The organism is Parapedobacter brassicae (assembly GCF_051400755.1).
In the GTDB taxonomy this organism is placed as follows: domain Bacteria; phylum Bacteroidota; class Bacteroidia; order Sphingobacteriales; family Sphingobacteriaceae; genus Parapedobacter.
This window is the reverse complement of the sequence record NZ_JBLFFL010000003.1, coordinates 594,160-618,901: the sequence shown is the minus strand read 5'-3', so window position 1 is coordinate 618,901 and position 24,742 is coordinate 594,160. Positions and strand designations below refer to the sequence as shown.

Genomic DNA, 24,742 nt, shown 5'->3' with positions numbered 1-24,742 from the left:
CCCCTATTGTCAGACAGCGCCATTTAAAACCGAAAGTTAAAAGCAGCTAGTTAAGCTATCTAAACACACAAACGTAATGATAAAAAATTATGTTTTTCCTCTATTGGGGAAAGAAAAAATACCCATTGACGGTATTCATCAGGTATTTCGAATCATGAAATTAACGTCGTTGTTACTGGTAATCGGTTGCGTACATTTGAGTGCGACAACTCGATCGCAAACGGTTTCTTTGAATGTAAAAAACCAACCAATAGGGAAGGTGTTCGAAACCATTGAGAAACAAACCGATCTCATGGTGGTTTACAACGACCGTTTCGTGGACCCATCTATTGCGGTATCCATTAGCATAAACAACACGCCATTAAACAAGGCCTTAGAATCGTTGTTGAAGCCCGTATCGTTGACTTATCACATTACAGAAAACACCATCGTGATCACCAAATTGCCGATGCAGGTAAGCAAGGAAACAATACGGAAAGCGAATGAATTGCAACAACGGACTGTCAGTGGGCGGGTCACCGATGAAAAAGGCAATCCGCTGGAAGGTGTGACCGTATCAGTGAAAGGTTCTTCATCAGCGGTTACCACTGATGGGGAAGGGGGCTACCGAATCGGTATTCCCGATAGTGGAAATATATTGACATTTACTATTATCGGCTTTGAAGCGATAGAACGACCAGTAGGAAGTCAAAATACCATCAATATTGTTATGAAGACTTCCGTCAGTGATTTGGATGAAGTGGTGGTGGTGGGGTATGGGACGCAGCAAAAGCGGGATTTAACGGGGGCGGTTGCTGGTGTGAAAATGGATGTGGAAATGAGTAGTAGACCCATGGTTGAATTCGGCCAAGCGCTCTATGGCAAGGTGCCTGGTGTGCAGGTGATTAGTGCAAATGGTCGTCCAGGGACATCCAGCACGGTACAGGTGCGGGGTATCAATTCGATTTCTGCAGGAAGCTCGCCGCTGATCGTCGTCGACGGGATGCCTTTGTCGAGTTATGACCTCAACATGGTAAACAGTGCCGATATCGAGTCCATCGATATATTGAAGGATGCCGCGTCGGCGTCTATTTATGGTTCAAGGGGGGCCAACGGCGTTATTCTCGTGACGACCAAGAAAGGCAAATCCGGCACACCCCGTGTAACAGTAGGCTATGCTTCCAGTCTCCAGCAGGTCATCAATAAGGTGGATGTAATGAATGCTGCGGAATATGCGCAAGCGGCCATCGACGCTGCGCAAAACGGTTGGATAGGTTCTGGCGGAGACCCCAATGCTCCCAATACAGTCGAAGCCCGCGGACAGTATAAATATACCTGGCCAGCGGCATTTGAACATCCCGAAAGTTTGCCTAGTACGGATTGGCAGGATGTGATCTTCCGTACCGCGCCCATGCAAAAAGTAGATCTGAATGTGACAGGAGGGAATGAGCGGACGACCTACCTGCTTTCGGGAGCGTTTGTTGATCAGGAGGGAATCGTGATAACGTCAGCCTACAAGAAATATGCATTGAACCTCAAAGTCAATTCCAACGTGACCGATTGGTTGGAAATCGGAGGTGGACTGAATATGAACAGCGACCGTGAGCGGGAACCGTTCAACCGAACGGTGGAATGGGCCGTCCAATATCCTTCGATATATCCAGTATTCGGATCGGACGGATATCTCGGCGCTCCGGCGAATACATCGGGCTATGAAAATTATGATAACATTCTTTTCCGGCCGATCAATGGCCATCCCTTTTACCGGATCAATGACCTCATCATCCACAAGCGGTTCAACAATTTAGGCAATGTTTTTGCCCAGGTCACACTGCTTCCGGAGCTGACGTTTAAATCGGCCTTCAACTACTACTATCGGCGTTCGGATGACCGCAATTACCAGGCAATCGATCATTATCTAGGTCCCGATAATTACACGGAAGGCATCATGACGGTCAGGCAGGATAACGTAGTGAACTATACGGCGCAACAACTTTTGAATTACGATAAACATATTGGAGGCCATCATGTGTCTGGTTTATTGGGATTTGAGTTTAACAAGAACGAATTTTACGGTACCACCCAAGAACGAAGGGGTTATGAAAACGACCTCACGCCGTCCCTCAGTATGGGTAGCACGGTGTTTCAGGCGTTGGACAATGCGACAGAAACGACATTGATTTCCTATTTCGGCCGGGTCAACTATTCGTTTAAGAGCAGGTACCTGCTCAGCGCAAGCGTGCGGCGTGATGGATCTTCGCGGTTTGCGCCCCAAAATAAATGGGGGTATTTCCCCTCGGTGTCCGCGGGATGGGTGATCAGCGATGAGTCTTTTATGCTGCCCGTTAGTTTCATCAATCATTTGAAGTTGCGCGCAAGTTTCGGCTACACCGGAAACGACCGGTTCAGTGATTATCTCTATCTCCGCGCCATGAATTGGGAACGTGCGGCATTTGGTGATAATTTGGATCTTTCCTATTATCCTGCTAACCTCGCGAACACAGACTTGGCATGGGAGCGAACCCAGCAGGTGAATGTAGGATTGGAAGGTGGCTTTTTCGATAACCGGATTGCGCTGGAGGCGGATGTTTACCGGTCCACCTCAGATGGGCTGCTGCTCAACGTACCGGCGCCCTCTATCATTGGATTTACCGGTGTCTTCCAAAATATTGGAAAGTTGGAGAACCGCGGCTTGGAATTGAACCTCAACACGCGAAATCTGATAGGTGAATTTTCCTGGTCCACGCAGCTGAACTTCTCCATGAATCGGAGTGAGGTCCTCGAATTGGGAAGGGACGGGGCGCCGATGGTCATTGACATCGGAAACGGCATGCAATTGCTGAACCGGATAGGCGAGCCTATTTATAACTTTTTTGCGTATGAATACTTGGGGGTATACCAGAGCCAGGCCGAAATCGATGCCGATCCGGCAAGTTATGCGGGCGCCACGCCCGGGGATGGCAAGTACCGAGACGTCAATGGCGATGGGCGGATCACGGGTGACGATCGGACCATCATCGGAAATAGTACGCCGGACTTCACTTATGGATTTACCAACGACTTTCGGTACAAACAGTTTGATTTGAGTGTATTGGTGCAGGGTGTTCAAGGCAATGAAGTGTTCGATGTCAATTTCCGGCGGTCAAAATTTTACCATGAAGGCCGGAATTACTTCGCTGAGGTTAGCAATCGCTGGCGATCGGAAGACGAACCCGGTGATGGATACCATTATAAACTGAATGTAGACCTGGGGCCATATAATCAAGCGGCATCAAGTTACTGGGTGGCCGATGGGTCGTTTTTGCGAGTGAAGAGCCTCACGCTAGGCTATACGCTGAGGCCTTCAGTACTCAAACGGCTACACCTGACATCGTTGCGAATCTATTTCAATGGACAAAACCTCTTCACGGAAAAAAAGAGTCCACTATTCGATCCGGAAAATTTCAATGGCAATATCACGGATGCGACCGTCAGGGGTGTTTCGCACTCCCCTTATCCCTCGTCGAAGACGTATACACTAGGTATAAATATTGGTCTTTAATTCCAATTCCGATAAACCATGAAAAAATTAACATATACACTTTATATCACGCTGCTATCCATCGGTTGTAGCAACGAGCTAGATCTCCGTCCGACGACCTCATTGACGGAAGGCGATTTCTATCAGACGGAAGAACAATTTAGGCAAGCCGCCAATGACGTGTATCGCCAACTTCGGCGGACATACGAGGCAAAGGGCGTTGCCGATCAATACGGCGAACTGGCCTCGGATAACACATTCATCCAGATCGCGGCTGGGACGGAGTTGGTATCCGACGATATCAGCAACTTCCGCATTACGTCCAATAATGCGCGGATCCAAAGCATCTGGGAAACCAGTTACAATGGCATCTTTATCTGCAATCACGTCATTGAACAGTTGGAAGCCACCGAAGTGGTTTTCAGTGACCCCACATTGAAAGAGCGGTTGAAGGCCGAGGCACTGTTCGTCCGTTCGTTGATCTATTTCAACATGGTGAGGGCCTGGGGCAATATACCCTTGGTCTTGAAAGTCCTGTCTCAGGAAGAGAGCTATGAATACCTCCGCGAAGACAAGGCGACGGTTTATGCGCAGCTCGTAAGCGATCTGACCTATTGCAAAGAGACCCTGCCGGAATCCTACACGGGGTCGGATGTTGGGCGGGTTACGCGGTATGCAGCCCGTGCGGTGCTGGCCAAGGTGTTCCTGACCATTGGAGAAGCGGATAATGCGCGGGCGGAGCTGGAAGCAATCATCGGCAGCGGAAAGTACTCGTTGGATGCAAACGGTAATGGGGTCATTGATACATCGGATTATCTACATGTTTTCCATCCAGCGACCAAGAATTGCAAGGAGTCGATCTTGGAAATCCAGTATCTGGCCGGCCAAAACCAGGTAAACAGCACTCATCAGATGACTTATTTGCCCTGGCATTTTGCATTTCACCTTCCTGGGCAGACCGAGGTATTCAGGCCATTGGGGCTTAATACGCCCACCGATGACCTGATGAACGAATTTGAAACGGCGGACGCTGTCCGAAAACGGATTTCGGCACAACCCGGCTTTGACAACCCGGCGACCGGACAGTTCGTCGATTATCCATTTACCATGAAATTTTACGATCCCGACTGGCGTTACCCGGGGCAAAATGTAGAAATTATCCGTTACGCGGACATCCTGCTCATGTATGCCGAAGTCACGGGTGATCCGATATACCTCAATGCCGTGCGGGCGCGGGCTGGGTTACCGGGGTTCGGGGAGCCGGGCTATCCAAGTGCGTATCCAACGCTTGCGCTGGCCATCGAGCATGAAAGGAGGATGGAATTGTGCTTTGAGTTTCATCGGTTCTTCGATCTGGTGCGCACCAATCGCGCCATCGCCGTCATGGGAAGCAAGGGGTATGCGATCGATGAAACGAAGCTATTGTTTCCGATCCCGCTCAATGTGATTGATGTTAACCCAGCGATCACCCAGAATCCGGGGTACTGAATAAATGCTTATATGCGTGAACGTTTTAATTAAACACAGATCATCATGAAATGTCTTTTAATCTTGACTGCCCTTGTCGGACCATCCGCACTGGCTTATTCTCAACCGGATCGACCCAATATTCTGTGGATCGTCAGCGAAGATAACAGTCCGTTCTTGGGTTGCTATGGCGATACGTTTGCGGCGACGCCCCGATTGGATCGGTTGGCATCCGAAGGGGTGCTGTATGAGCGGGCATTTTCTGCGGCCCCGGTATGTGCACCTTCCCGTTCGACGCTGATCACAGGCGTGTATCCGACCGCTATGGGCACCGAGCACATGCGCAGCCAGTACCCGATCCCGGAGCTGATCAGGCTGTTTCCGGAATACCTGCGGAAAGCCGGATACTATACGACGAACAATGCCAAAACCGACTACAACCTGTCTCCGTTAGCAGGGCGGATGGACGCGGCATGGGACGAGTCGTCCAATACGGCTACCTACAAAAACCGGAAGCCCGGACAACCCTTCTTCGCTGTTTTCAATACGAACATTTCTCATGAGAGTTCTATTCATAAGCCGCTGGATACGCTGATGCATGACCCCAGGAAGGCACCCATTCCCCCCTACCACCCACGGACCGCCGAGATGGAACATGATTGGGCACAGTATTATGACCGCATCACGCAGATGGATACCTGGGTGGGTGGTATCTTGGATGCATTGGAGCAGGAGGGACTTGCAGAAAATACAATCGTCTTTTATTACAGTGACCACGGCGGGGTGTTGGGGAGGAGCAAGCGGTTTTTGTACGACTCGGGGTTGCATATCCCATTGATCATCCGATTCCCGAAAAAATATGCCCATTTGGCCCCGGGTGGCGCGGGTACACATGCAGACCGCGTCGTTTCGTTTGTTGATTTTGCCCCTACCGTACTCGGGCTCGCTGGAGTGCCGGTCCCTGAATATATGCAGGGTCACGCGTTTCTCGGGGAGCGTGCCGAAGCCCCTCCTGCTTACGCCTTTGCATTCAGAGGGCGCATGGATGAGCGGATCGACCTGAGCCGCACGGTGCGGGATGCCCGGTATCGCTATACCCGCAACTTCATGCCCCACAAGATTTATGGACAATATATTGAGTACCTCTGGCAGGCCCCATCGATGCCTTCTTGGGAGCATGCTTACCAGGAGGGTAGATTGAATGCCGTGCAGTCGGCATTTTGGGAACCCAAACCGTTTGAGGAACTGTACGACACCGAGGCGGACCCGCACAACATCCATAACCTAGCTTTGAATCCTGCTTACCGGCAGGTGGTGGATAGCCTGCGTGAAGCAATGGAGACTTGGATTCTCGCAGCTAAGGACGTGGGCTTCATCCCCGAATCCATGATGGCCGATATCTCCGAGACGACCCCCCTATATGCGTTTGCCAGAGACGGGGATTATCCATTGGAACGCATACTGGAAACGGCCAGCATGGCGGCTTCCGGGCAAACCGGAAATCTACCGGCTCTGACGACCAAACTGCAAGATAAGAATCCGGTTGTCCGCTATTGGGCCGCGACAGGTTGCCGGATCTTGGGGGGTGATGCAGCGGCGGCAAAACCCGATTTAGTATCGTTGCTGGAGGATTCGGTGGCGGCTGTGCGGATTGCGGTGGCTGAAGCGTTGTATTACCTCGGTGAAAAAGAACGGGCAGTGAGCGCGCTGACGGATGCGCTCGCTGACCGGAATCGGATGGCACGCGTACAAGCGCTGAATGTGCTGCAGACGGTACAGCACGATGCGCTGCCTGCGTTGGAAGCAGCCCAACGGTTGGTGGCTTCCCATCCCAAAGGGAATGATTATGACATCCGGGCAGCCAGAGGACTCATTAAAACCTTGGAACAATGAGACCACTGCTCATAGCACTGCCGCTATTCCTTTTTTTGAGCTGCGGCGGAAACGCTTGGAAAAATAAGCGTGAAAAGCGTGAACGACCCAATATTTTACTCTTTATTGCCGATGACCAATCGTGGCCCCACACGTCTGCCTATGGCGATAACGCTATATCGACCCCGGGGTTTGATCGGATCGCCGGGGAGGGGGTATTGTTTAACCATGCTTTCGCGGCTTCTCCAGGCTGCAGCCCCTCACGGGCATCGTTGCTTACGGGGTTGAATTGTTGGCAACTCGAGGAGGCGGGTACGCACGCAAGTAGTTTTCCCACGGCGTTCAAGGCTTTTCCCGATCTGTTAGAAGCTGCGGGCTACGCTATTGGTTTCACAGGCAAGGGTTGGGCACCGGGTGATTATCGGACTTCCGGCAGAAAACGCAACCCCGCAGGCCCCGCATTTTCCAGCAGGGAAATGGATAGCCCGAAAGGTATTTCTGCGGTTGACTATACGGCGAACTTCATCGAATTCTTGGAACAGCGAGACGACGATCGACCGTTCTTCTTTTGGGTTGGGACGCATGAGCCCCATCGCGCCTATGAAAAGGGGATCGGAAGGTCTTCGGGGATGCGGCCCGATGAAGTCATCGTGCCTGATTTCCTGCCCGATGTAGCAGAAGTGAGAAGCGACTTGCTGGACTATGGATTTGAGATCCAATGGGCCGATGTCCACTTGCAACGTATCCTGAAGGTGTTAGACGAACGTGGAGAACTGGATAATACACTGATTGTGTATACATCTGACAACGGGATGCCGTTCCCCCGTGCTAAGGCCAATGTATATGAGTATGGCATTCATGTGCCGCTGGCCATCCGGTGGGGAAATCAGGTAACGGGCGGACGTGTTTCGGATGATTTAGTGAGTTTGATGGATCTTTTCCCGACATTCCTTGATGTCGCCCAGGCTGACTATCCCAATTATCGGATCGAGGGGAAGAGTCTTTTGGATGGATTGACCGGTGTATCTCCTTTCCCTCGCGATGCGGTGTACGCATCCAGGGAACGGCACTCCTCATCCAGGTGGAATAACTTGGGATACCCGCAGCGATGTATCCGTACCAAACAGTATCTCTATATACGCAATTTTGCTCCCGAACGATGGCCGGCCGGCGATCCCCGGCAATATGATGAAACCGGGCAGTTAGGGAAGCCCCATGGTGCCTATCATGATATCGATGATGCGGCAGCCAACTTTTTGATTCGGGAAGGAAACGATTCGCTGTACGCCGATCTGTTCAGACTGGCTGTGGGAAAGCGACCAGCCGAAGAGTTGTACGACATTACAACAGACCCAGCATGTCTGGTCAATATTGCAGGCGATACTACCTTTACTGAGGAACTACTTGAGCTCCGACACCGCTTGGGAGGGTATTTGATGCAAACATCAGATCCGCGGGTAATCGGAAATGGAGAGGCTGTGTTTGAACGATATCCCCGGCTTTCGGGGCCGATCAGACAATTTCCGCATCCTTAGGTTGTGTAGAAGTCGAATAATTCGTAATTTCCCATCGGAAATAAGCCGGATATTAAAACCGACGTAACGTACATCGCGCGACCGAAATTATAAAACCATTTAAATGGATTTCAAAACGTATGCTAGGAATGTCGTATTGCTCTGCGGTTTGTTGCCGCTTACGGCATTAGCATCAAGTGCATTTACTCAGGATAGCAGCGCACACCAACGGCCCAACATCCTCTTTATTCTAGCCGATGATCTGGGCTACCACGACCTGAGCTGCATGGGAAGCGTTTACTATGAAACGCCCAACATTGATCGCATTGCGCGGGAAGGGATGATGTTTAGCAACGGTTATGCTGCCTGTCAGGTGTGCAGCCCATCGCGGGCGAGCATCATGACTGGCAAGTTTCCCGCAAGGCATGGCATCACCGACTATATCGGGGCCAAGTCCGGGAAAGACTGGAGGACGTTAAACAGGTTTACCAAGCTGTTGCCCGCCGAATATGCCCATAAACTGCCTGCTGCCTACACGACATTGCCTGAAGCATTGAAAGAAGCCGGATACAAGACCTTCTTTGCCGGAAAATGGCACTTGGGCGGGAAAGGATCCTGGCCCGAAGATCATGGATTTGATGTCAATATAGGGGGGTGGGAGCACGGCAGTCCCAAGGGCGGACATTTTTCTCCTTATGAAAACCCAAACCTCGAAGATGGCCCCGAAGGGGAAGAACTGTCGATGCGGCTGGCGCAGGAGACCGCCAGGTTTCTGAAGGAAAACAATCCGGAACAAACCGGTCAGCCGGTATTCGCTTACCTCTCGTTCTACGCCGTCCATTCACCCATACAGACCACACAAGAAAAATGGAAGAAATACCGGAACAAGGCGGCGAACAGGGGGATTGCCCCAAAAGGATATGAGATGGGGCATTTCCTGCCCATTCGTCAGGTGCAGGACAACCCCATCTACGCGGGCTTGGTGGAAAGCATGGACGAGGCGGTTGGTGTGGTGCTAGATGCATTGGATGAATTGGGCCTAGCGGGCAATACGATAGTCGTCTTTACATCGGATAATGGTGGCGTGTCGGCCGGCGATGCCTTTTCCACCTCGAATCTTCCCTTACGGGGAGGCAAAGGGTACCAATTTGAGGGGGGATTACGGGAACCTTATTTCATTAAGGCGCCTGGTATGACCCATGGCGGTGCGCGGTGCGATGTCCCGGTCACCGGAACCGATTTCTACCCCACGCTGCTTGAGCTGGCGAATGCGCCGCTCCGTCCGGATGCGCATACCGACGGGGTGAGCCTGATACCGCTTTTGCGGGGCGGTACCCTTACCGAACGGCCCCTGATCTGGCATTATCCGCATTATGGGAACCAGGGAGGGGAGCCTTCTTCTATCATCCGGGAGGGTGACTGGAAACTGATCCATTATTATGAGGACGGGCATGAGGAACTCTACAATGTCCGCACAGATCTGGAGGAACAGCATGATGTGGCGGGCAATCACCCGGGAAGGGTTAGCGAATTGCATACGAGGCTGTTCGACTATTTGAATGCCGTGGGAGCAAGGTATCCGACGGCCGATCCGACATATGACGAGGAGCAAGAGAAAACATACCTAAAAAAAATAGTCGATACCCGACTTCCCCAGCTGGAACAGCAACGGAAGGAATACCTATCGGAAGATTTCGATCCCGGTAATGGGTGGTGGGGAAGCGGTGGTTAAACCGCTGAAACTTGTTGAATATGATTTTAATTGTTTGATATGGATGAAAAACACATTTCCCGGCGACGGTTCTTAGGGGCCTCGTCGGTAGCGTTGCTAGGGGCCAGCGCGTTTGGCAACACCGTCTTGGGTATGCCCGCTGATTGGAATAAACCGGGTAAACCGAATTCGGTATTCAAGGGTGTTCAGGTGGGCGTAATCACCTATTCGTTTCGGTCGATGCCCAGCAGCGCTGAACAGTTGCTGCAATATTGCATTGCGGCGAACGTGAGTGCTGTGGAATTGATGGGGGATGCTGCGGAGGCCTTCGCCGGAGCGCCCAAGGCACCGCCGCGCTCCGATGACAAAGACCAGCAGGCTGCTGCCCAGCAGGTGCACCGCGCCGCGTTGGCTGAATGGCGGGATCGCGTTCCGATGGATAAGTTCACGGAACTTAGAAAACTATTTCATGCCGCGGGGGTATCGATCTATGGCTATAAACCCAGCGCATTGGGCGTAAACAATACCGATGCGGAGATTGAGTACGCCTTCCGCGCGGCCAAGGCATTGGGCGCCAACCAAGCCAATGTAGAGTTTCCGAAAGATCCGCAGCAAGCGATCCGATTGGGGAAACTGGCGGCGAAGCATCAGGTTTATGTCGGATACCATGGACACCTGCAGCAGACCTTTGACCTATGGGACGAAGCCATCGCCCAATCCGACTACAACGCGATCAATTTTGATGCGGGACATTATGTCGCTGCCGGATTTGATCCGATAAAATTCATCGAAGAAAAACACAAGCATATCGTGAGCGTCCACTTCAAGGACCGGAAATCAAAGGAAAATGGCGGAGCCAACCTGCCCTGGGGGGAGGGGGATACGCCCATTAAGGAGATGCTGCAGCTGATGGCCAAGCGGAAATACAAATTTCCGGCTACCGTCGAGCTGGAATATCCGGTGCCCGATGGATCCGATGCCGTAAAAGAGGTGGCCCGCTGCGTGGAATATGCACGGCAATGTTTGATGGGGTGATGACTAGGGGGATAAAAGGGCTGCTCGCTAGCAGCATGTTCTTGCTGTTGTTTGGGTTTGGCGGCTATTGCCAAGACAAACGGCCAAACATCATCCTGTTCATTGCGGATGACATCGGGGCGGAAGGCATCGGATGCTACGGCAACCCATCGGTCCGTACCCCGCACATCGATCGCATGGCGGCCGAGGGGATGCGATTCGCCAATGCTTATGTGACCACCAGCTCATGCAGCCCTAGCCGTTGCAGCATCCTATCGGGGCGGTATCCGCATAACACGGGTGCGGCGGAGCTGCACATGCCCCTGCCACCGGACGTTGTGACCTTTGCGGAATTGTTGCGCACGGCCGGTTATTACACCGCCCAAGCGGGCAAGTGGCACATGGGCGAGCCGGCCAAGCGGGGTTTTGATCTGGTCCAGGACAAGGGAAAGCTCAACGGGGACGGCGGGGAAGCAAGATGGGTGAGCACCCTGCAAGAACGACCTAAGGATAAGCCTTTTTTCTGTTGGTTTGCCGCTTTTGACGCCCACCGTCCTTGGGGGCCGAATGACTTAAGTGGTCGACATCGGCCGGAAGAAACCATCGTGCCTCCTTATCTGGTTGATGCGGAAGGCACCCGCCGTGATCTGGCGGCTTACTACGATGAAATCAGCCGTTTCGACCGTGCTATTGGCGAGGTGGAAGCGGAACTCAAGCGGCAGGGTGTATTGGAAAATACGGTATTGATCATCCTGTCAGATAACGGCAGTCCGTTTCCCCGGGGCAAGACCCGTCTGTACGACAGCGGCGTTAAGACACCCTTTATCGTCAGCTGGCCGGCAGGCATCAGGCAAGGCGGTGCTGTCAGCAATAGCCTCCTCAGCACGGTAGACATCGCACCGACAGTATTGGCACTTGCGGGTGTCGACAGCCCAAAGAGCTTTCAGGGGATGTCCTTCGCCTGGCTGTTTGAAGATCCGACTGCCACATACCGCCAGCATGTATTTACGGAGCATAACTGGCACGACTACGAGGCGTTGGAACGGATGGTACGGACGGACGATTTCCTGTATGTCTTGAATTTGCGTCCGGCATTGCCCAATCAAGGGCCTGCCGATGCGGTTAGGAGCCCCGCGTTTGCCGACCTGAAACAAGCGCGGGACAGCGGGATGCTCAATGCGGCGCAGGCAGATGTGTTCGTGACGCCACGCCCTAGGGAAGAACTGTTCGATTGCCGGTCTGATCCTCAGCAACTGGTCAATGTGGCATCGGTCCCTGCGCATGCAGCGGAGCTGGAACGCCTGAGGACGATCATGGAACATTGGCGGACGGAGACGGGGGATCGCACGCCGGAACGGCTTACGCCGGATAAGTTTGACCGGGAAACGGGGGAAGCGTGGGAATCAGTGCATTAAAAAACTATACGTCAAATCCTTCTGCACGGAGGTTCCTAATGACTTGCCTTTCATCAACCGTATCAAAGTCAGCCTTGTCGTATATATCCGCTAATAAAATCTTTTCCTTTTCAAGTAAAAGGCAGGTAATAACTCTAGCACCGCCGGATTTTCCCTTTCCTTTGCTCGAAATGGCCATTCGGACCTTGTATAGCCCTCCACCTAACGGGGTTCCGCCTGTCGGATGCTCAACTAAATGCTCAATGAATAAGGTTAGGTCTTTCTTGAGTGAAGGATGCTTTTTCGCCAAACTCTTAGCTGCTTTTCTAAAAGCTTCGCTGATCTCAATGCTAAAGCTCATCCAATAATGACTGTGCAGTCCGGGTTTTTAGCTTGTTAGCTTTATAACGCTGTACATCCGAAAGCGTTTTTTTAAAACGCAATGTTAATTCGGCCTCTTGAAGTTTCTTTCTGAGGTTTTCTCGCTCCTTATTTAGCGCGTCCCACTCCTTTAGTGATATCAACACGCTGGTACGTTTGCCTTTAGCATCGCTTAAATACTGAACACTCATAGCGCAAAGTTAAGCAATACAGCACTGATTAGCAAATTTGAAAAAGTGAGCGCTGGAACGACTCGATAGTATTATACGCGTTATTTCCGAAAAGCGCAGCCACCGGAAGAACTATTTGACCATCGGGAGGACCCTATGGTTTTCTCAACTAAACGGGAAACAGCTATTGCACCACCTTATTCGCGCACGCTGAACTCGCAAAAGCCTCTGGCTTCGCCTTGAACACAAAGCCCATGCTGAGGATATAACCCATCGCGTCGTGCAGTGCCTGATTGGATTTGAACATGGGGTTGGTATTGATGTCGGCATGCACCTCTAAGTCCACATCATAGCGGTCGAGCATATCGCAGAGTGAGTAGGCGATCTCGATGGAACGTTGTACTTCGGCAAGCATGCGTTCCTTGATGCTCATCTTTTGCGTGGTGCGATCCTGGTGGATGTACATGAAGCCGCCTTTTTTTTCACGGACGAATACGATGACGGTGGCAAACTCCGTAATGGCGCCCTTTACTTGTGAGTCGGTACCGATGCAGACTTTAAGCTTGTTGCCCAAGTCGTACTCGCGGGTGATCGTCGTGGAGACTTCATCGAGAATGGGTTGGCGGATGGGTTCGCCACTGAATTTTTTCCAAGTCATAATGATGGGATTAACTGGATGATGTAATGTAAAGAACAGAATAATTTTCCACACTGTTTTTCCACTGCACTTAAAAATCACATAAAGATAAGGGTTAAACTTGCTTAATCCCAATAACTTAGTGTTATGTTTTTATTAACATTGAAATGGTTTTCAACACCGGCTATTCAATGTTTCAATATCCACAGCCGCACGCCGGCGGATAGATGGAACTGATGCGACCCTTGGTATACATGACGCATCTCACGGGTTACCCGGATGCGCGATAGATCGACATATCCATATTCCACGGCGGAAAAGATACTGATGCGATCATTGAAGAAATAGTTCATCGTTGGCCTTACCGAGTAAAGTTTGCCTTCCGAAGTATAGCGGTAGTCTTCGCTGCTGGAACTTTCCAATCGGTTGGTCAACCAAAAGGAACCGATGCCTATTTTCGGTATGAAAAGCCATTTTTCGTTTATGGGAACAAGGTATAGGGCCAAAATCCCGGCTTCTTTGATATCGCCCCCTATGCTATTGCCCACATATTCGGTGGTTTGCACGGTACCCCGGTGGTACCTGGCGTACGTACCGAGACCGAATCGCCGGTAAATATTAAAGCCCAATTCAAAGGCAATGGAGGGCTGATGGCGGTACGTGTGACGTAAGAAATTGTCGCCCCCGAACCAAGGATACCCAACGGTAGGCCCCAAATACATGAACTTGTTGGCGTGCGCAACCGTATCCTGGCCTTGGGTCAGTATGGGGAACAGGCAAACCAGCAACAGGGCATAGACAACTTTCATGGCTCGGTAACGTGGATGAGGTCTACGTCGATAACGTAGTCGATGGCGTTGCTGACGTCAACTTGGATGCACGATGGGCATTCAGAAAAGCCACCCAGTGAATCAACGACTTGGTAGCCTTCCATCAATAAATAATGCTGCCCGTTCGATTTGGGGAAGGTGATCTGGAAGGTGCCATCTAGGCCTGTTTTACCGGTGGCGGTTAATTGGCGTCTGGTGCCATCCCATATCCCTGCCGTGTATGCTTTCGTGGCATACAATTGTAACGGTGCGAGGAGTATTGCACGACCACCTTCGCCTGTGATTTTCCCGGTGACGGTATAGAATGTATCGCCATAGAATTCCAGCTTTTCGCAGCTTGCGAACATCAATAAAAAGAAAATGCAATGAATGAGGACGGCCGGTTTCATGGTTACCCTTCTTTGATTCCATACGCCAAATCGCCGGCGTCGCCCAGACCGGGCACGATGTAGGCTTTGCTGGTGAGTTCGCTATCTATGTCACCTATCCACAGCTGCGCCTGGGGAAGGAAGGCTCGAACGTGCGTGATGCCCTCTTCGCTGGCAATAGCTGACACGATGATCAACGATTTGACGGCGAAGTCGTCCAGCAGCTCCTTGCAGGTCAGTACGACCGTCTTTCCTGTGGCCAGCATGGGATCAATCAAGATCAGGGTTCGGTTGTCCAGATTGACGCTGCTGACATATTCTTTCCGGATTTCGAACGCGCCGCTTTTCTTGGTCTTACGGTAGGCGCCGACGAATGTGCAATCGGCTTGATCGAACATCCGGAGCATGCCTTGATGCATGGGCAGTCCTGCGCGGAGAATGGTGGCCAGCACGGGTTGTTCGGGCATCATTGCCGTTTCAGCGATACCCAGCGGGGTTTCCACTTCTACGGGTTCAAAGGCTAAAGTCTTACTGATCTCATAGGCGAAGACCTCACCCAAACGTTCCATATTGAACCGGAAGCGCAGGCGGTCTTGCTGGACGGCGGCATTTCGCAGCTCGGCGAGAAAATGGTTGGCAACGCTATTTTCTTGGGTTAAGACATGAACCATGAGTCAAATATAATGAATTCCCCTGCGCTTTTGTTATCTTTGTTTTCTTGTTATGGAACCCTCCTTACAAAACATTGCATGCTGGAAACTGTTTCTGTATAGTTTTATTTTATGAAATTCAAGCTCACTTCTGAATATACCCCTACGGGCGATCAGCCCGAGGCGATCCGTCAATTGGTTGAAGGTGTCAACGCCGGTGAACTATACCAAACGTTATTGGGTGTCACCGGTTCGGGTAAGACGTTTACCATCGCCAACCTGATTCAACAGACGCAGCGCCCTGCCCTGATATTGAGCCACAATAAAACGTTGGCTGCTCAGCTATACGGTGAGTTCAAGCAGTTCTTCCCGGAGAATGCGGTCAACTATTTTGTGTCTTACTATGATTATTACCAGCCGGAAGCATATATCGCGTCGACCAACACGTATATCGAGAAGGACCTTGCCATTAATGACGAGATCGAAAAACTGCGCCTGCGCACCACTTCGGCGTTGATGTCTGGTCGGCGTGATGTCATCGTGGTGTCGTCGGTTTCGTGTATCTATGGTATGGGCAATCCGGAGGACTTCTCCCGTTCGGTTTTCCGTTTTGGTGTGGGTACGGTCGTGAGCCGCAATGCTTTTTTGCACCGGCTGGTGGAGATTTTATATGCCCGTACGACGACCGATTTTAAGCGGGGGACGTTTCGCGTCAAAGGGGATACCGTGGACATCTTCCCGGCCTATATGGACGAGGCATACCGTGTTTCCTTTTTCGGGGATGAAATCGATGAGCTCAGTGTGATCGATCCCATTTCGGGCAAGACATTGGAAAAAATGGAAACAATGGCGTTGTATCCGGCTAATCTGTTTGTGACGCCGAGGGAAAAATTTGTCAATTCCATTTGGGCGATCGGAGAGGAATTGGAATTACGTAAGGAGCAGCTATTGTTGGATGGCAAACCATTGGAGGCTAAGCGGCTGGAGGAGCGTGTCAACTATGATTTGGAGATGATGCGTGAATTGGGCTATTGCAATGGCATTGAGAATTATTCCCGCTTTTTCGATGGGAGGCAGCCGGGTATGCGCCCCTTCTGCTTGCTGGATTATTTTCCCGAGGACTACCTGATGATCATCGACGAGAGCCATGTGACCATCCCGCAGATCCGGGCGATGTATGGGGGCGACCGGTCACGCAAGCTTTCGTTGGTCGACTACGGTTTTCGCCTACCGGCGGCACTGGATAACCGGCCCTTGAATTTTCCGGAGTTTGAATCGTTGGTCACGCAGACCGTCTACGTAAGTGCTACGCCGGGGGACTATGAGCTGCAACGGACGGAAGGAGTGGTGGTCGAGCAGGTCATCCGTCCGACGGGTTTGCTCGATCCGGTGATCGAAATCCGTCCGGTGATCAACCAAGTGGACGACCTATTGGATGAGGTGGACCGGGCGACGAAGGAAGGGGGCAGGGTGTTGGTCACCACGCTCACCAAGCGTATGGCCGAGGAGCTCACCAAGTATATGGGCAAATTGGGTGTCCGTGTGCGGTATATCCATTCGGAGGTCAAAACCCTGGACCGCGTGGAGATCCTGCGCGGACTTCGTCTGGGTGAATTTGATGTGTTGGTGGGCATCAACCTGCTCCGTGAAGGGCTTGACCTGCCGGAGGTGACGCTGGTGGCTATATTGGATGCCGATAAGGAAGGGTTCCTGCGGTCGGAGCGGTCGCTCATCCAAACAATCGGCCGGGCTGCGCGTAACGAAAAAGGGCGGGTCATCATGTATGCCGATTCCATCACGAATAGCATGCGTTTGACCATTGACGAGACCAACCGGCGCCGGGACAAGCAAATCCGCTATAACGAAGAGCACGGCATCACACCCCGCACGGTGGGTCGGTCACGGGAGGCGATCATGGAGCAGACGTCTGTTGCGGATTTCAAGGGTGGTGAGGCCAAAATCTATGTGGAACCTGAGCTGGCGGACAGCGCGGCAGCGGATCCGCTGCTCCAGTACATGAGCGAGCCGCAAATGAAGCAGGCCATCGATAAGGTGCGCAGGGATATGGAGAAGGCGGCAAAGGAAATGGACTTCTTGCAGGCAGCCAAGTTGCGTGACGAAATGTTCGCTATGGAGAAGGCCTTTAAGGAGCAGTTTGGTGACCGGTGACCTGTGATGCGCTATTTATCAAGCAGTTCCTTTGCATCGGCATTGTCCGGCTCCAGCGCCAACACTTTTTTCAGGTGTTTTTGCGCGAGCCGGGTCTCACCGGTCTGGCTATAGAGTTTACCCAGATTAAGGTGGCTGGTCGGGTCCTGGGGGTATAACCGTGCATTGAGTTGCAACACATTGGTGGCTTCCGCAAGGCGGCCCTGGGCGGCTAGTGCATAGCTGTATCCGTTGAATTCGGCGGCATTTTTAGACAGCTCCTTGATGGTCGCTGCGATCTTGTTCAGCTGTTTGGGCGACAGGGCGCTATCAGTATCCGGCAACCGTTGCCAATATGTGATGGCGTAATAGTTGGACCGATAGGGTTTGCCTGAGAGGATGTCAAACAGGTCCTGCTCCAACGACTGAACCGGGGTTTCAACGATCCGGTTGAGTTCTTGGCCCTTTTCATAGACGATAATGGTCGGAATGTGGTGGATGGCTTTACCGGCCTCTTCGTGTTGAGGGCTTTGTTTGTAGAGGGCTTTGCTGTTGTCTACGAAAATGAGCTTCACTTGCGCCGTGTCAAAGGCGTTGGCTTCCAATATTTTCATCAGGCGGGGGATTTCCCGCCGGGTATCGCTGCACCAGCTGCCCGCAAAGATTTCGATGACCTTGCCTTTGAGTAGGGGGGCAACCTGTTTGGCCAAATCCGCATCAACGGTATAATCGGTATAGCTCCGATCGTACCATTCTTGGTAAATGCCGTTTTGCATGACCGATGGCGAACAATGACCCAACAGGACCTTCTGTCCGTTGGCACGGGTGTGCTCGGTATTGACAATCGGCGTATTCGCGGGCTGACCGACAACCACAGCCGCCGCGGCGACGATAAAGAAAAGGGTAAAAATGATCCGCTGCATAAAGACTACTGATTATGTAGACAAAATTACGGAATATCCGACGATTGTCGCCATCGGATGTGTAATATTATTGTAACGCGGTATTTAGTGAAACCGCTCGGGATCAAAAAGCGAAATGTCTGCGGATGGTTGGCGACCTTGCGCCAGCTCGGCCACTATGTTTCCCGCTGCAGGTCCCAGGCTTAGGCCCATCATGCCCATGCCGCCTGCTACAATCAAATTGGAGACCGATCGGGCACGCCCAAGGTAGGGCAATCCATCCGGCGAACATGGCCGGAATCCATGCCAGATGCCTTGCTTATCCGGCATGGGCAGCCGGTATTCGGGATAATATTCGGGGACGGCATGTACGATACCCTCCACCCGGCGCACATTGACCTGATGATTGATGGCGGCCAACTCCATCGTGCCCCCGATACGTACTCGGCCACCCATGGGGGTGAGGGCTACGCGTGCTTCCAGCAGCAGCGCGGGATGCCGCACCTTTCCGCCGAAGGCATCGGTCATGAACGAATATCCCTTGCCCGGCATCAACGGGATGGTGAGTCCCGCCCGTTTGGCCAGTCCCTGTAGCCACGCTCCTCCGGCAAGCACGACCGTATCGGCCGAGAAGCTGCCCTCGGCGGTGACGACTTCGGTAATCTTGCCGCCGCGGCGGATGATCTCAACCACCTCGGCATGCGGTACCAAGGTCACGCCAAGCTGTTGGATACGCGCCATTAACAATCGGATAAGCGCAGGGGGGTAGAGGTGCGCATCGCTACGGTAATGTACGGCACCCAATACATCCAGTTTGACATCCGGTTCCAGCGCCTGCACCCCATCACGTGACAAGACCTCTACATCAAGCCCCAGGGCGCTGGCCTGTTCGGCCAAATGGATTTCCTCTTCGGCAGTTTTTCCCGTTTTGTACAGCATCAGTATACCGCGATGCGCCAAGCCGAAGTCATCTCCCAGTTCATCGGCGAGCGAGTCGTAGAGGTCTTTGCTGAGGTTATTGAGGGCGAGGAGATGAGGTGCCGACCGCCTGACGTGCTGCTCGTTGGCGTGTTTGAGGAATTTGAGTCCCCATGAAATCAGGGACAGGCTGGGAGCCGGTTTGATGTACAGCGGGCTCCGGCTGTTGAACAGCCATTTGATACCCTGCGCCACCATCCCCGGCGCGGCCAACGGCGTGAAGTGGCTGGGTACGATCATACCGGCATTGCCGTATGAACAATTGTCGGAAAAGTCACCCTTGTCCAGGACAGTCACCTTCCAGCCTTCCTTGGCCAAATAATAGGCCGAAGCAAGGCCGACGATGCCACCGCCGACAATGATTACGGAGCCTTTATTGGGATTGCTCATTTTTCAAATAACTTGGAATCCATGTGCATAAGGGTCGTTATCATCGATGATAATGGTGTTGTACCCCGTGATCATTGCCCACCCTTCGATCCCCGGCACAATAGCTGGTCGACCGTCGCCAAATGCGTTGGGTACTTCCGCTTCAATGGTTCCGATAAACTTCGAACCGATGATGCTTTCGTGCACAAACTGATCGCCTTTTTTGAGCTTGCCCTTCGCATGCCACTGAGCCATGCGCGCCGATGTGCCCGTACCGCAGGGTGACCGGTCTATGGCTTTGTCGCCATAAAACACGGCGTTGCGCGCAGTCGATGTGGGGTCGAGGGTGGCGCCGGTCCACTGGATGTGGCTTAGCCCATTGATGTTCGGGTCTTCGGGGTGGACAAACGTATAGTGATCGTTTATCCGCTGGCGCAATACCCGGCTCCAGGAGATGAGCTGATCGGCTGTATAATGCTCCAATCCCTTGAAATGGGGCTGCGGGTCGATGATGGCATAGAAATTTCCGCCATAGGCGACATCGGCGGTCAGCTCGCCGATATCCGGGCATTCGACGGTAATGCCCTCGGCGGCCAGAAAGGATTTCACATTGGTCAACTTCACCGATGTTACTTTTTCGCCTTTCTGCACATAATCAATGCGGACCAATCCAGCGGGCGTTTCCAGGCGCAGTTTGCCCGGGGTTTTCGGGATGATGAGGCCCTCTTCAATAGCGATGGTGACCGTGCCGATAGTGCCATGCCCGCACATGGGCAGGCAGCCGCTGGTTTCGATATACAGCACGCCGGTATCATTGACGGGGTCCACAGGCGGGTATAGGATACTGCCGCTCATCATGTCATGCCCACGGGGCTCGAACATCAGTCCTTTCCTGATCCAATCGTATTCCTTCAGAAAGTGGAGCCTGCGCTCCATCATGCTATTGCCCCCTAGCAACGGTCCGCCACCGGCCACCAGCCGTACCGGGTTGCCGCAGGTATGGGCATCAATGCAAAAAAATGTCTTTTTCATAAGACCCCTTTCGTCAGTTCCCCGTTCACCGTACGCCAGATTCCCAAGGGATTGGCATTTTTCAACTCATCGGGCAGCCATTCATCCGGCCAGTTTTGGTAACTCAGCGGCCGGGCAAATCGCCGGACAGCGTCAGGCCCGACAGACGTAAACCGGCTATCCGTAGTCGCCGGATACGGTCCGCCATGCTGCATGGCGTAGCACACCTCCACGCCTGTGGGAAATCCGTTGAGTAGCAGGCGTCCGCATTTCTCGGTCAATGTGGTCACCAACGGCCGGTACTGGTGGATATCCTCCGGTTCAGCCAATATGGTGGCCGTGAGCTGACCGTGCAGCGTTTGGGCGATGGCCACCGCTTCTTCCGGACCGTCATAGGTGACGATCAGGCCGAATGGACCGAATACCTCGCGGCCAAGGGCTTCATCGGCCAAAAAGTCACTCGCCTTAACGGTGGCGATTACGGCATTCCCGTGGGTCTCGGGTGAAGCCGCGGCGGCTTCGGCGATAACCGTTACGCCGGTATGTGCCAGTAGATCCGCTTTGTTTTTGCCATAGGCCGACGCAATCCCCTGATGAAGCATGGGAGCCGCTACTGTTTCGATAACCTGGTTTTTCAGGGCCGCGAAAAACCGACCCAAGTGTTCGCCATTCGGTACGGCAAGAATGCCGGGATTGGTGCAGAACTGTCCAACGCCCAGCGTCAGGGATGCCGCATATTGCCGGGCCATTTCCACGGCGGAATGTTCGAGTTTTCCGGGGAGCAAAAAAACCGGGTTTACGCTGCCCATCTCGGCGAATACCGGAATGGGCTCGGCACGCTTGGCGGCCAGGTCATACAACGCCCTGCCTCCGGTAAACGAGCCGGTGAAGGCTACTGCTTTGACCAGCGGATGCAAGACGAGATGTTGCCCGCCAGCAACGCCGTCACTGCGCACCTCCGCGAACAGCCCTGGGGGCCACCCGGCCTTTTCTATTGCGCTGGTGATGGCTTGTCCCATCAACGCCGATGTCTCGGGATGGCCGGGGTGAGTCTTGACGATCACCGCACAGCCTGCGGCGATGGCCGAAGCCGTATCACCCCCGGCAGTGGAAAACGCAAAAGGGAAATTGCTGGCGCCGAACACGGCGACCACCCCCAATCCCACATCGGTTTTGCGGATATCCGGTTTGGGCGGTGTACGCGCAGCATCGCCCGCATCGATCCGTACATTCAATAGGTTGCCGCTGGCCAGGGCATCCGCGTAGCTGCGCCACTGAAAAACCGTCCGCGCCTTTTCTCCCAGTAGCCGGGCTTCGGGAAGATTGGTCTCGGACAGTGCCGTAGCGATGAGTTCCGGTCCCAGCGCCTCGATCTCATCGGCCACTTGGTGCATAAATGCCGCACGCTGTTGTAAATTGAAGCGTTTGAGCGCTAAGAACGCTTCGTGCGCCTGCTCAACCAATTGATCGATCGCTGGAATGGGGGTGTTTTTGCTCATGATGCCTGTTCTGCTGCTGAATGGACTGGCAAAGTTAAGTAATCTGGCAATACGGGGCGGGTCGCAATGGCATCGTCGATGATTTTTTGGATACGTGCCCGCTCTTCGCCCTCCAAGGGCAACCGCGGTGCCCGCACATGCTCGTTGCTGAGGCCCTCTGCGGTTGCGGCCAGCTTGATGTATTGGACCAGGCGCGGGTGGATGTCCAATTCCAATAAGGGCATGAACCAGCGGTATATGGCCAGCGCTTCATCCAACCGGCCCGCCTGTGCCAGCCGGTAGATGGCTACCGTTTCACGGGGGAAGGCATCAACCAAGCCTGCAACCGAACCGCAGGCGCCCATCAGCTGGCTTTCGAGTGCGATGGTGTCTACACCGCCGAGTATCTTGAACCGGCTGCCAAAACGATTGATCATGCGGGTGATGTTGGTCAGGTCGCGGGTAGACTCCTTGACGGCCTGAATGTTCGGACACTCGGCCAGTTCGGCAAACATCTCTACGGTCACATGGATGGCATAATCCACCGGATTATTATAGATCATGATGGATAGGTTGGTGGCCTTGGCAATGGTTTTGAAATAGTGCACCACCTCCCGGTCAGCGGCCTTGTAACGCATGGGCGGAAGCAACATCAGCGCATCAGCACCGAGCCGCTCCGCTTCTGCTGCAATACCGACGGCTTCTGCGGTGGCCTGCTCCGCAATGTTGAGCACCACGGGAATGTGATCGGGAACATGCTGTTTGGCAAATGTCAATAGGCTAAACTTTTCAGCGGCACTTAGAGTGCTTGCCTCACCCAACGTGCCGGCAATGATCACGCCGGAGACCCCGGCGTCGACCTGTGCCTGCAGATTTTTTTTGAACATTTCATAGTCAATTGCTCCCGCTGCTGTAAATGGTGTAAGCAATGCTGGATATACTCCATACCAAAGTTCAGTCTTACTCATGTTTTTCGTGTGTTTTTTAATAATTGGCAACAAGCCCGTGTTTTCAAGCCCAAGGTACTGACGCATCCAGCCCTTCTAAATGGATTGCCACAAATATAGGGGTAACGAAGTAGACTGTACCCCCCACGAATTAATCAATGCTGTGCAGATATTAACAATCCTCGGTTATTGCATACTGTTTAGGTATCTCGATAGGTATTCCTTGGGAGAAGCGCCGGCCACGCTTTTGAATACCCGATTGAAATTGGTGATGCTATTGAATCCGCAGTTGTAAGCCACGGTGGCGATGCAATCGTATTCTCCTGCGGTCAGCTTTTTACAGGCTTGGTTTATCCGCATTTCATTGAGGAAGGTAACGAAGGTGATCCCGGTATGTTTTTTGAAATACCGGCAGAATGCCTGTGGCGTTAGGTGCGCGGCAGCGGCAACTTCTTCCAATGTCAATGCCTGTTGGTAGTGCTGCAAAATATAGTTGTAAATGTTGCCCATGCGCAGTCCCTCCCCATCGGTGATGTGCCCCTTGTTGAAGGTAGAAAGGTGCTCTGGTTTGGGGTTCATTCGGCAGAAGGTGCGGAGCAAATGGAGAAAATACAATAGCTGGTCCATGCTGTTGGCCTCTTTTAATTTGAGGATCTGCCTTGAAACGGGCTGAAAATGCTGTTCGGGAAGCTTAAACCCATATTTATATTCTTTCAGAAACGCGTTGAGCTGACTTAATTCAGGCAATTGGAGGAACGTGGCCAGGTGGCCATTGGGGTCGTAAAATACCGAAATGGTGTGGACACCCATTTCGTTTGACCCGTCCGCCAGACGGCTACCCTTAAACACATGCGATTGGTTAGGTGCAATCATAAAAATATCATTGGGCTTAAACGAGTGCATGGTATTTTCCGCGATCAGTGTGCCCTCACCCTTGATGATCCAGATCAACTGCGCCTCTTTATGCCGATGGAGATGCGGGTAAAATTGAGGAATGAGGTCTTCTTGTATGATCACCGTCCTGTCCGGCGTGACGGGTATGGTAAATTGAAGAGCTTTCATAGCGGTATGGGTTAACAAATACTTCATATAAATGTACAAATATTAACTAGTTTTATGCGAGTATTTGTGAAAGTTGGTTAAAATATGGTTGATAGTGGCTAAGAAATGAATAAGCAGTCGGTTGCCCTCAGGATAGGTATAAAAAGAATTTGTGAAAACTCTCCACAAATTTGTAGCAATTATCTACAGCTGGCACCATTTTTAATAGGAATAATAGGATACGAATAAAATAAACAAGGGGTTAAACACGTCCAAATCAATATATCATGGGATATATGCAAATGGAAAGGACCTGATTGTAGCATTTCGGAATCATATTTCGTATAATTGATATGTCTAC

General features: G+C 52.3%; 20 protein-coding genes. 8 read left to right on the top strand and 12 right to left on the bottom strand.

All coding sequences use genetic code 11. From position 1 onward, the window contains the following. Window positions 1-259 precede the first annotated feature (259 nt). The 7 genes from ACMGDE_RS11935 to ACMGDE_RS11905 all read left to right on the top strand — a co-directional run bounded on the left by ACMGDE_RS11935 (window position 260) and on the right by ACMGDE_RS11905 (window position 12,492). Window positions 260-3,520: a TonB-dependent receptor gene (locus ACMGDE_RS11935; protein WP_436833013.1), complete on the top strand. Its 3,261-nt coding sequence runs from the start codon at window positions 260-262 to the stop codon at window positions 3,518-3,520. 18 nt (window positions 3,521-3,538) lie between these two features. Beyond that, complete coding sequence (locus tag ACMGDE_RS11930) at window positions 3,539-4,987, top strand: RagB/SusD family nutrient uptake outer membrane protein (RefSeq protein WP_436833012.1); 1,449 nt, start codon at window positions 3,539-3,541, stop codon at window positions 4,985-4,987. Between the two features lie 45 nt (window positions 4,988-5,032). Beyond that, window positions 5,033-6,859: a sulfatase-like hydrolase/transferase gene (locus tag ACMGDE_RS11925; protein WP_436833011.1), complete on the top strand. Its 1,827-nt coding sequence runs from the start codon at window positions 5,033-5,035 to the stop codon at window positions 6,857-6,859. Then, window positions 6,856-8,373, top strand: coding sequence for a sulfatase family protein (locus ACMGDE_RS11920; RefSeq protein ID WP_436833010.1), 1,518 nt, complete (start codon window positions 6,856-6,858; stop codon window positions 8,371-8,373). The genes ACMGDE_RS11925 and ACMGDE_RS11920 overlap by 4 nt, the downstream gene beginning before the upstream one ends. Window positions 8,374-8,476: 103 nt before the next feature. Beyond that, on the top strand, window positions 8,477-10,084 hold the full coding sequence (locus tag ACMGDE_RS11915; protein WP_436833009.1) for a sulfatase: 1,608 nt from the start codon (window positions 8,477-8,479) through the stop codon (window positions 10,082-10,084). Window positions 10,085-10,123: 39 nt separating this feature from the next. Further along, window positions 10,124-11,098 carry a sugar phosphate isomerase/epimerase family protein gene (locus tag ACMGDE_RS11910; RefSeq protein WP_436833008.1) on the top strand — a complete coding sequence of 325 codons (975 nt, stop codon included), beginning with the start codon at window positions 10,124-10,126 and terminating at the stop codon, window positions 11,096-11,098. Continuing rightward, window positions 11,098-12,492 carry a sulfatase family protein gene (locus ACMGDE_RS11905; RefSeq protein ID WP_436833007.1) on the top strand — a complete coding sequence of 465 codons (1,395 nt, stop codon included), beginning with the start codon at window positions 11,098-11,100 and terminating at the stop codon, window positions 12,490-12,492. Before ACMGDE_RS11910 ends, ACMGDE_RS11905 begins: the two co-directional genes overlap by 1 nt. Before the next feature lie 4 nt (window positions 12,493-12,496). Here ACMGDE_RS11905 and ACMGDE_RS11900 read toward each other — a convergent pair whose 3' ends face one another. From ACMGDE_RS11900 to upp, 6 genes are all read right to left on the bottom strand, one after another. Further along, complete coding sequence (locus ACMGDE_RS11900; RefSeq protein WP_436833006.1) at window positions 12,497-12,832, bottom strand: hypothetical protein; 336 nt, start codon at window positions 12,830-12,832, stop codon at window positions 12,497-12,499. Continuing rightward, on the bottom strand, window positions 12,822-13,043 hold the full coding sequence (locus ACMGDE_RS11895; RefSeq protein ID WP_436833005.1) for a hypothetical protein: 222 nt from the start codon (window positions 13,041-13,043) through the stop codon (window positions 12,822-12,824). Before ACMGDE_RS11895 ends, ACMGDE_RS11900 begins: the two co-directional genes overlap by 11 nt. A gap of 163 nt (window positions 13,044-13,206) precedes the next feature. Next, window positions 13,207-13,680 carry a ribonuclease H-like YkuK family protein gene (locus ACMGDE_RS11890; protein ID WP_436833004.1) on the bottom strand — a complete coding sequence of 158 codons (474 nt, stop codon included), beginning with the start codon at window positions 13,678-13,680 and terminating at the stop codon, window positions 13,207-13,209. A 167-nt stretch (window positions 13,681-13,847) separates the two neighbouring features. After that, the gene (locus ACMGDE_RS11885; protein ID WP_436833003.1) at window positions 13,848-14,468 is read right to left on the bottom strand and encodes an outer membrane beta-barrel protein; all 621 of its coding nucleotides are present in this window, start codon (window positions 14,466-14,468) and stop codon (window positions 13,848-13,850) included. Continuing rightward, window positions 14,465-14,878, bottom strand: a complete 414-nt coding sequence (locus tag ACMGDE_RS11880) for a hypothetical protein (protein WP_436833002.1) — start codon at window positions 14,876-14,878, stop codon at window positions 14,465-14,467. The genes ACMGDE_RS11885 and ACMGDE_RS11880 overlap by 4 nt, the downstream gene beginning before the upstream one ends. Before the next feature lie 2 nt (window positions 14,879-14,880). Further along, the gene (gene upp / locus ACMGDE_RS11875) at window positions 14,881-15,528 is read right to left on the bottom strand and encodes a uracil phosphoribosyltransferase (RefSeq protein ID WP_436833001.1); all 648 of its coding nucleotides are present in this window, start codon (window positions 15,526-15,528) and stop codon (window positions 14,881-14,883) included. A gap of 111 nt (window positions 15,529-15,639) precedes the next feature. Between upp and uvrB the strand changes: the two genes are divergently transcribed. Next, complete coding sequence (gene uvrB, locus ACMGDE_RS11870; RefSeq protein ID WP_436833000.1) at window positions 15,640-17,676, top strand: excinuclease ABC subunit UvrB; 2,037 nt, start codon at window positions 15,640-15,642, stop codon at window positions 17,674-17,676. An 11-nt stretch (window positions 17,677-17,687) separates the two neighbouring features. Here the strand turns inward: uvrB and ACMGDE_RS11865 are convergent, their stop codons facing one another. The 6 genes from ACMGDE_RS11865 to ACMGDE_RS11840 all read right to left on the bottom strand — a co-directional run bounded on the left by ACMGDE_RS11865 (window position 17,688) and on the right by ACMGDE_RS11840 (window position 24,402). Then, window positions 17,688-18,578, bottom strand: a complete 891-nt coding sequence (locus ACMGDE_RS11865) for a thioredoxin family protein (protein ID WP_436832999.1) — start codon at window positions 18,576-18,578, stop codon at window positions 17,688-17,690. 84 nt (window positions 18,579-18,662) lie between these two features. Then, window positions 18,663-19,925, bottom strand: coding sequence for an NAD(P)/FAD-dependent oxidoreductase (locus ACMGDE_RS11860; RefSeq protein ID WP_436832998.1), 1,263 nt, complete (start codon window positions 19,923-19,925; stop codon window positions 18,663-18,665). 3 nt (window positions 19,926-19,928) lie between these two features. After that, the gene (locus ACMGDE_RS11855) at window positions 19,929-20,936 is read right to left on the bottom strand and encodes a 4-hydroxyproline epimerase (protein ID WP_436832997.1); all 1,008 of its coding nucleotides are present in this window, start codon (window positions 20,934-20,936) and stop codon (window positions 19,929-19,931) included. After that, window positions 20,933-22,414, bottom strand: a complete 1,482-nt coding sequence (locus ACMGDE_RS11850; protein ID WP_436832996.1) for an aldehyde dehydrogenase (NADP(+)) — start codon at window positions 22,412-22,414, stop codon at window positions 20,933-20,935. Before ACMGDE_RS11850 ends, ACMGDE_RS11855 begins: the two co-directional genes overlap by 4 nt. Beyond that, complete coding sequence (locus tag ACMGDE_RS11845; RefSeq protein WP_436832995.1) at window positions 22,411-23,361, bottom strand: dihydrodipicolinate synthase family protein; 951 nt, start codon at window positions 23,359-23,361, stop codon at window positions 22,411-22,413. Before ACMGDE_RS11845 ends, ACMGDE_RS11850 begins: the two co-directional genes overlap by 4 nt. A 165-nt stretch (window positions 23,362-23,526) precedes the next feature. After that, window positions 23,527-24,402, bottom strand: coding sequence for a helix-turn-helix domain-containing protein (locus ACMGDE_RS11840; RefSeq protein WP_436832994.1), 876 nt, complete (start codon window positions 24,400-24,402; stop codon window positions 23,527-23,529). Between the last annotated feature and the right edge of the window lie 340 nt (window positions 24,403-24,742).

Bases quoted from the DNA above. Each gene is read 5' to 3' on its own strand.
- ACMGDE_RS11930 (WP_436833012.1), top strand. From the start codon at position 3,539: ATGAAAAAATTAACATATACACTTTATATCACGCTGCTATCCATCGGT.
- ACMGDE_RS11925 (WP_436833011.1), top strand. From the start codon at position 5,033: ATGAAATGTCTTTTAATCTTGACTGCCCTTGTCGGACCATCCGCACTG.
- ACMGDE_RS11920 (WP_436833010.1), top strand. From the start codon at position 6,856: ATGAGACCACTGCTCATAGCACTGCCGCTATTCCTTTTTTTGAGCTGC.
- ACMGDE_RS11915 (WP_436833009.1), top strand. From the start codon at position 8,477: ATGGATTTCAAAACGTATGCTAGGAATGTCGTATTGCTCTGCGGTTTG.
- ACMGDE_RS11910 (WP_436833008.1), top strand. From the start codon at position 10,124: ATGGATGAAAAACACATTTCCCGGCGACGGTTCTTAGGGGCCTCGTCG.
- ACMGDE_RS11905 (WP_436833007.1), top strand. From the start codon at position 11,098: ATGACTAGGGGGATAAAAGGGCTGCTCGCTAGCAGCATGTTCTTGCTG.
- ACMGDE_RS11900 (WP_436833006.1), bottom strand. From the start codon at position 12,832: ATGAGCTTTAGCATTGAGATCAGCGAAGCTTTTAGAAAAGCAGCTAAG.
- ACMGDE_RS11895 (WP_436833005.1), bottom strand. From the start codon at position 13,043: ATGAGTGTTCAGTATTTAAGCGATGCTAAAGGCAAACGTACCAGCGTG.
- ACMGDE_RS11890 (WP_436833004.1), bottom strand. From the start codon at position 13,680: ATGACTTGGAAAAAATTCAGTGGCGAACCCATCCGCCAACCCATTCTC.
- ACMGDE_RS11885 (WP_436833003.1), bottom strand. From the start codon at position 14,468: ATGAAAGTTGTCTATGCCCTGTTGCTGGTTTGCCTGTTCCCCATACTG.
- ACMGDE_RS11880 (WP_436833002.1), bottom strand. From the start codon at position 14,878: ATGAAACCGGCCGTCCTCATTCATTGCATTTTCTTTTTATTGATGTTC.
- upp (WP_436833001.1), bottom strand. From the start codon at position 15,528: ATGGTTCATGTCTTAACCCAAGAAAATAGCGTTGCCAACCATTTTCTC.
- uvrB (WP_436833000.1), top strand. From the start codon at position 15,640: ATGAAATTCAAGCTCACTTCTGAATATACCCCTACGGGCGATCAGCCC.
- ACMGDE_RS11865 (WP_436832999.1), bottom strand. From the start codon at position 18,578: ATGCAGCGGATCATTTTTACCCTTTTCTTTATCGTCGCCGCGGCGGCT.
- ACMGDE_RS11860 (WP_436832998.1), bottom strand. From the start codon at position 19,925: ATGAGCAATCCCAATAAAGGCTCCGTAATCATTGTCGGCGGTGGCATC.
- ACMGDE_RS11855 (WP_436832997.1), bottom strand. From the start codon at position 20,936: ATGAAAAAGACATTTTTTTGCATTGATGCCCATACCTGCGGCAACCCG.
- ACMGDE_RS11850 (WP_436832996.1), bottom strand. From the start codon at position 22,414: ATGAGCAAAAACACCCCCATTCCAGCGATCGATCAATTGGTTGAGCAG.
- ACMGDE_RS11845 (WP_436832995.1), bottom strand. From the start codon at position 23,361: ATGAGTAAGACTGAACTTTGGTATGGAGTATATCCAGCATTGCTTACA.
- ACMGDE_RS11840 (WP_436832994.1), bottom strand. From the start codon at position 24,402: ATGAAAGCTCTTCAATTTACCATACCCGTCACGCCGGACAGGACGGTG.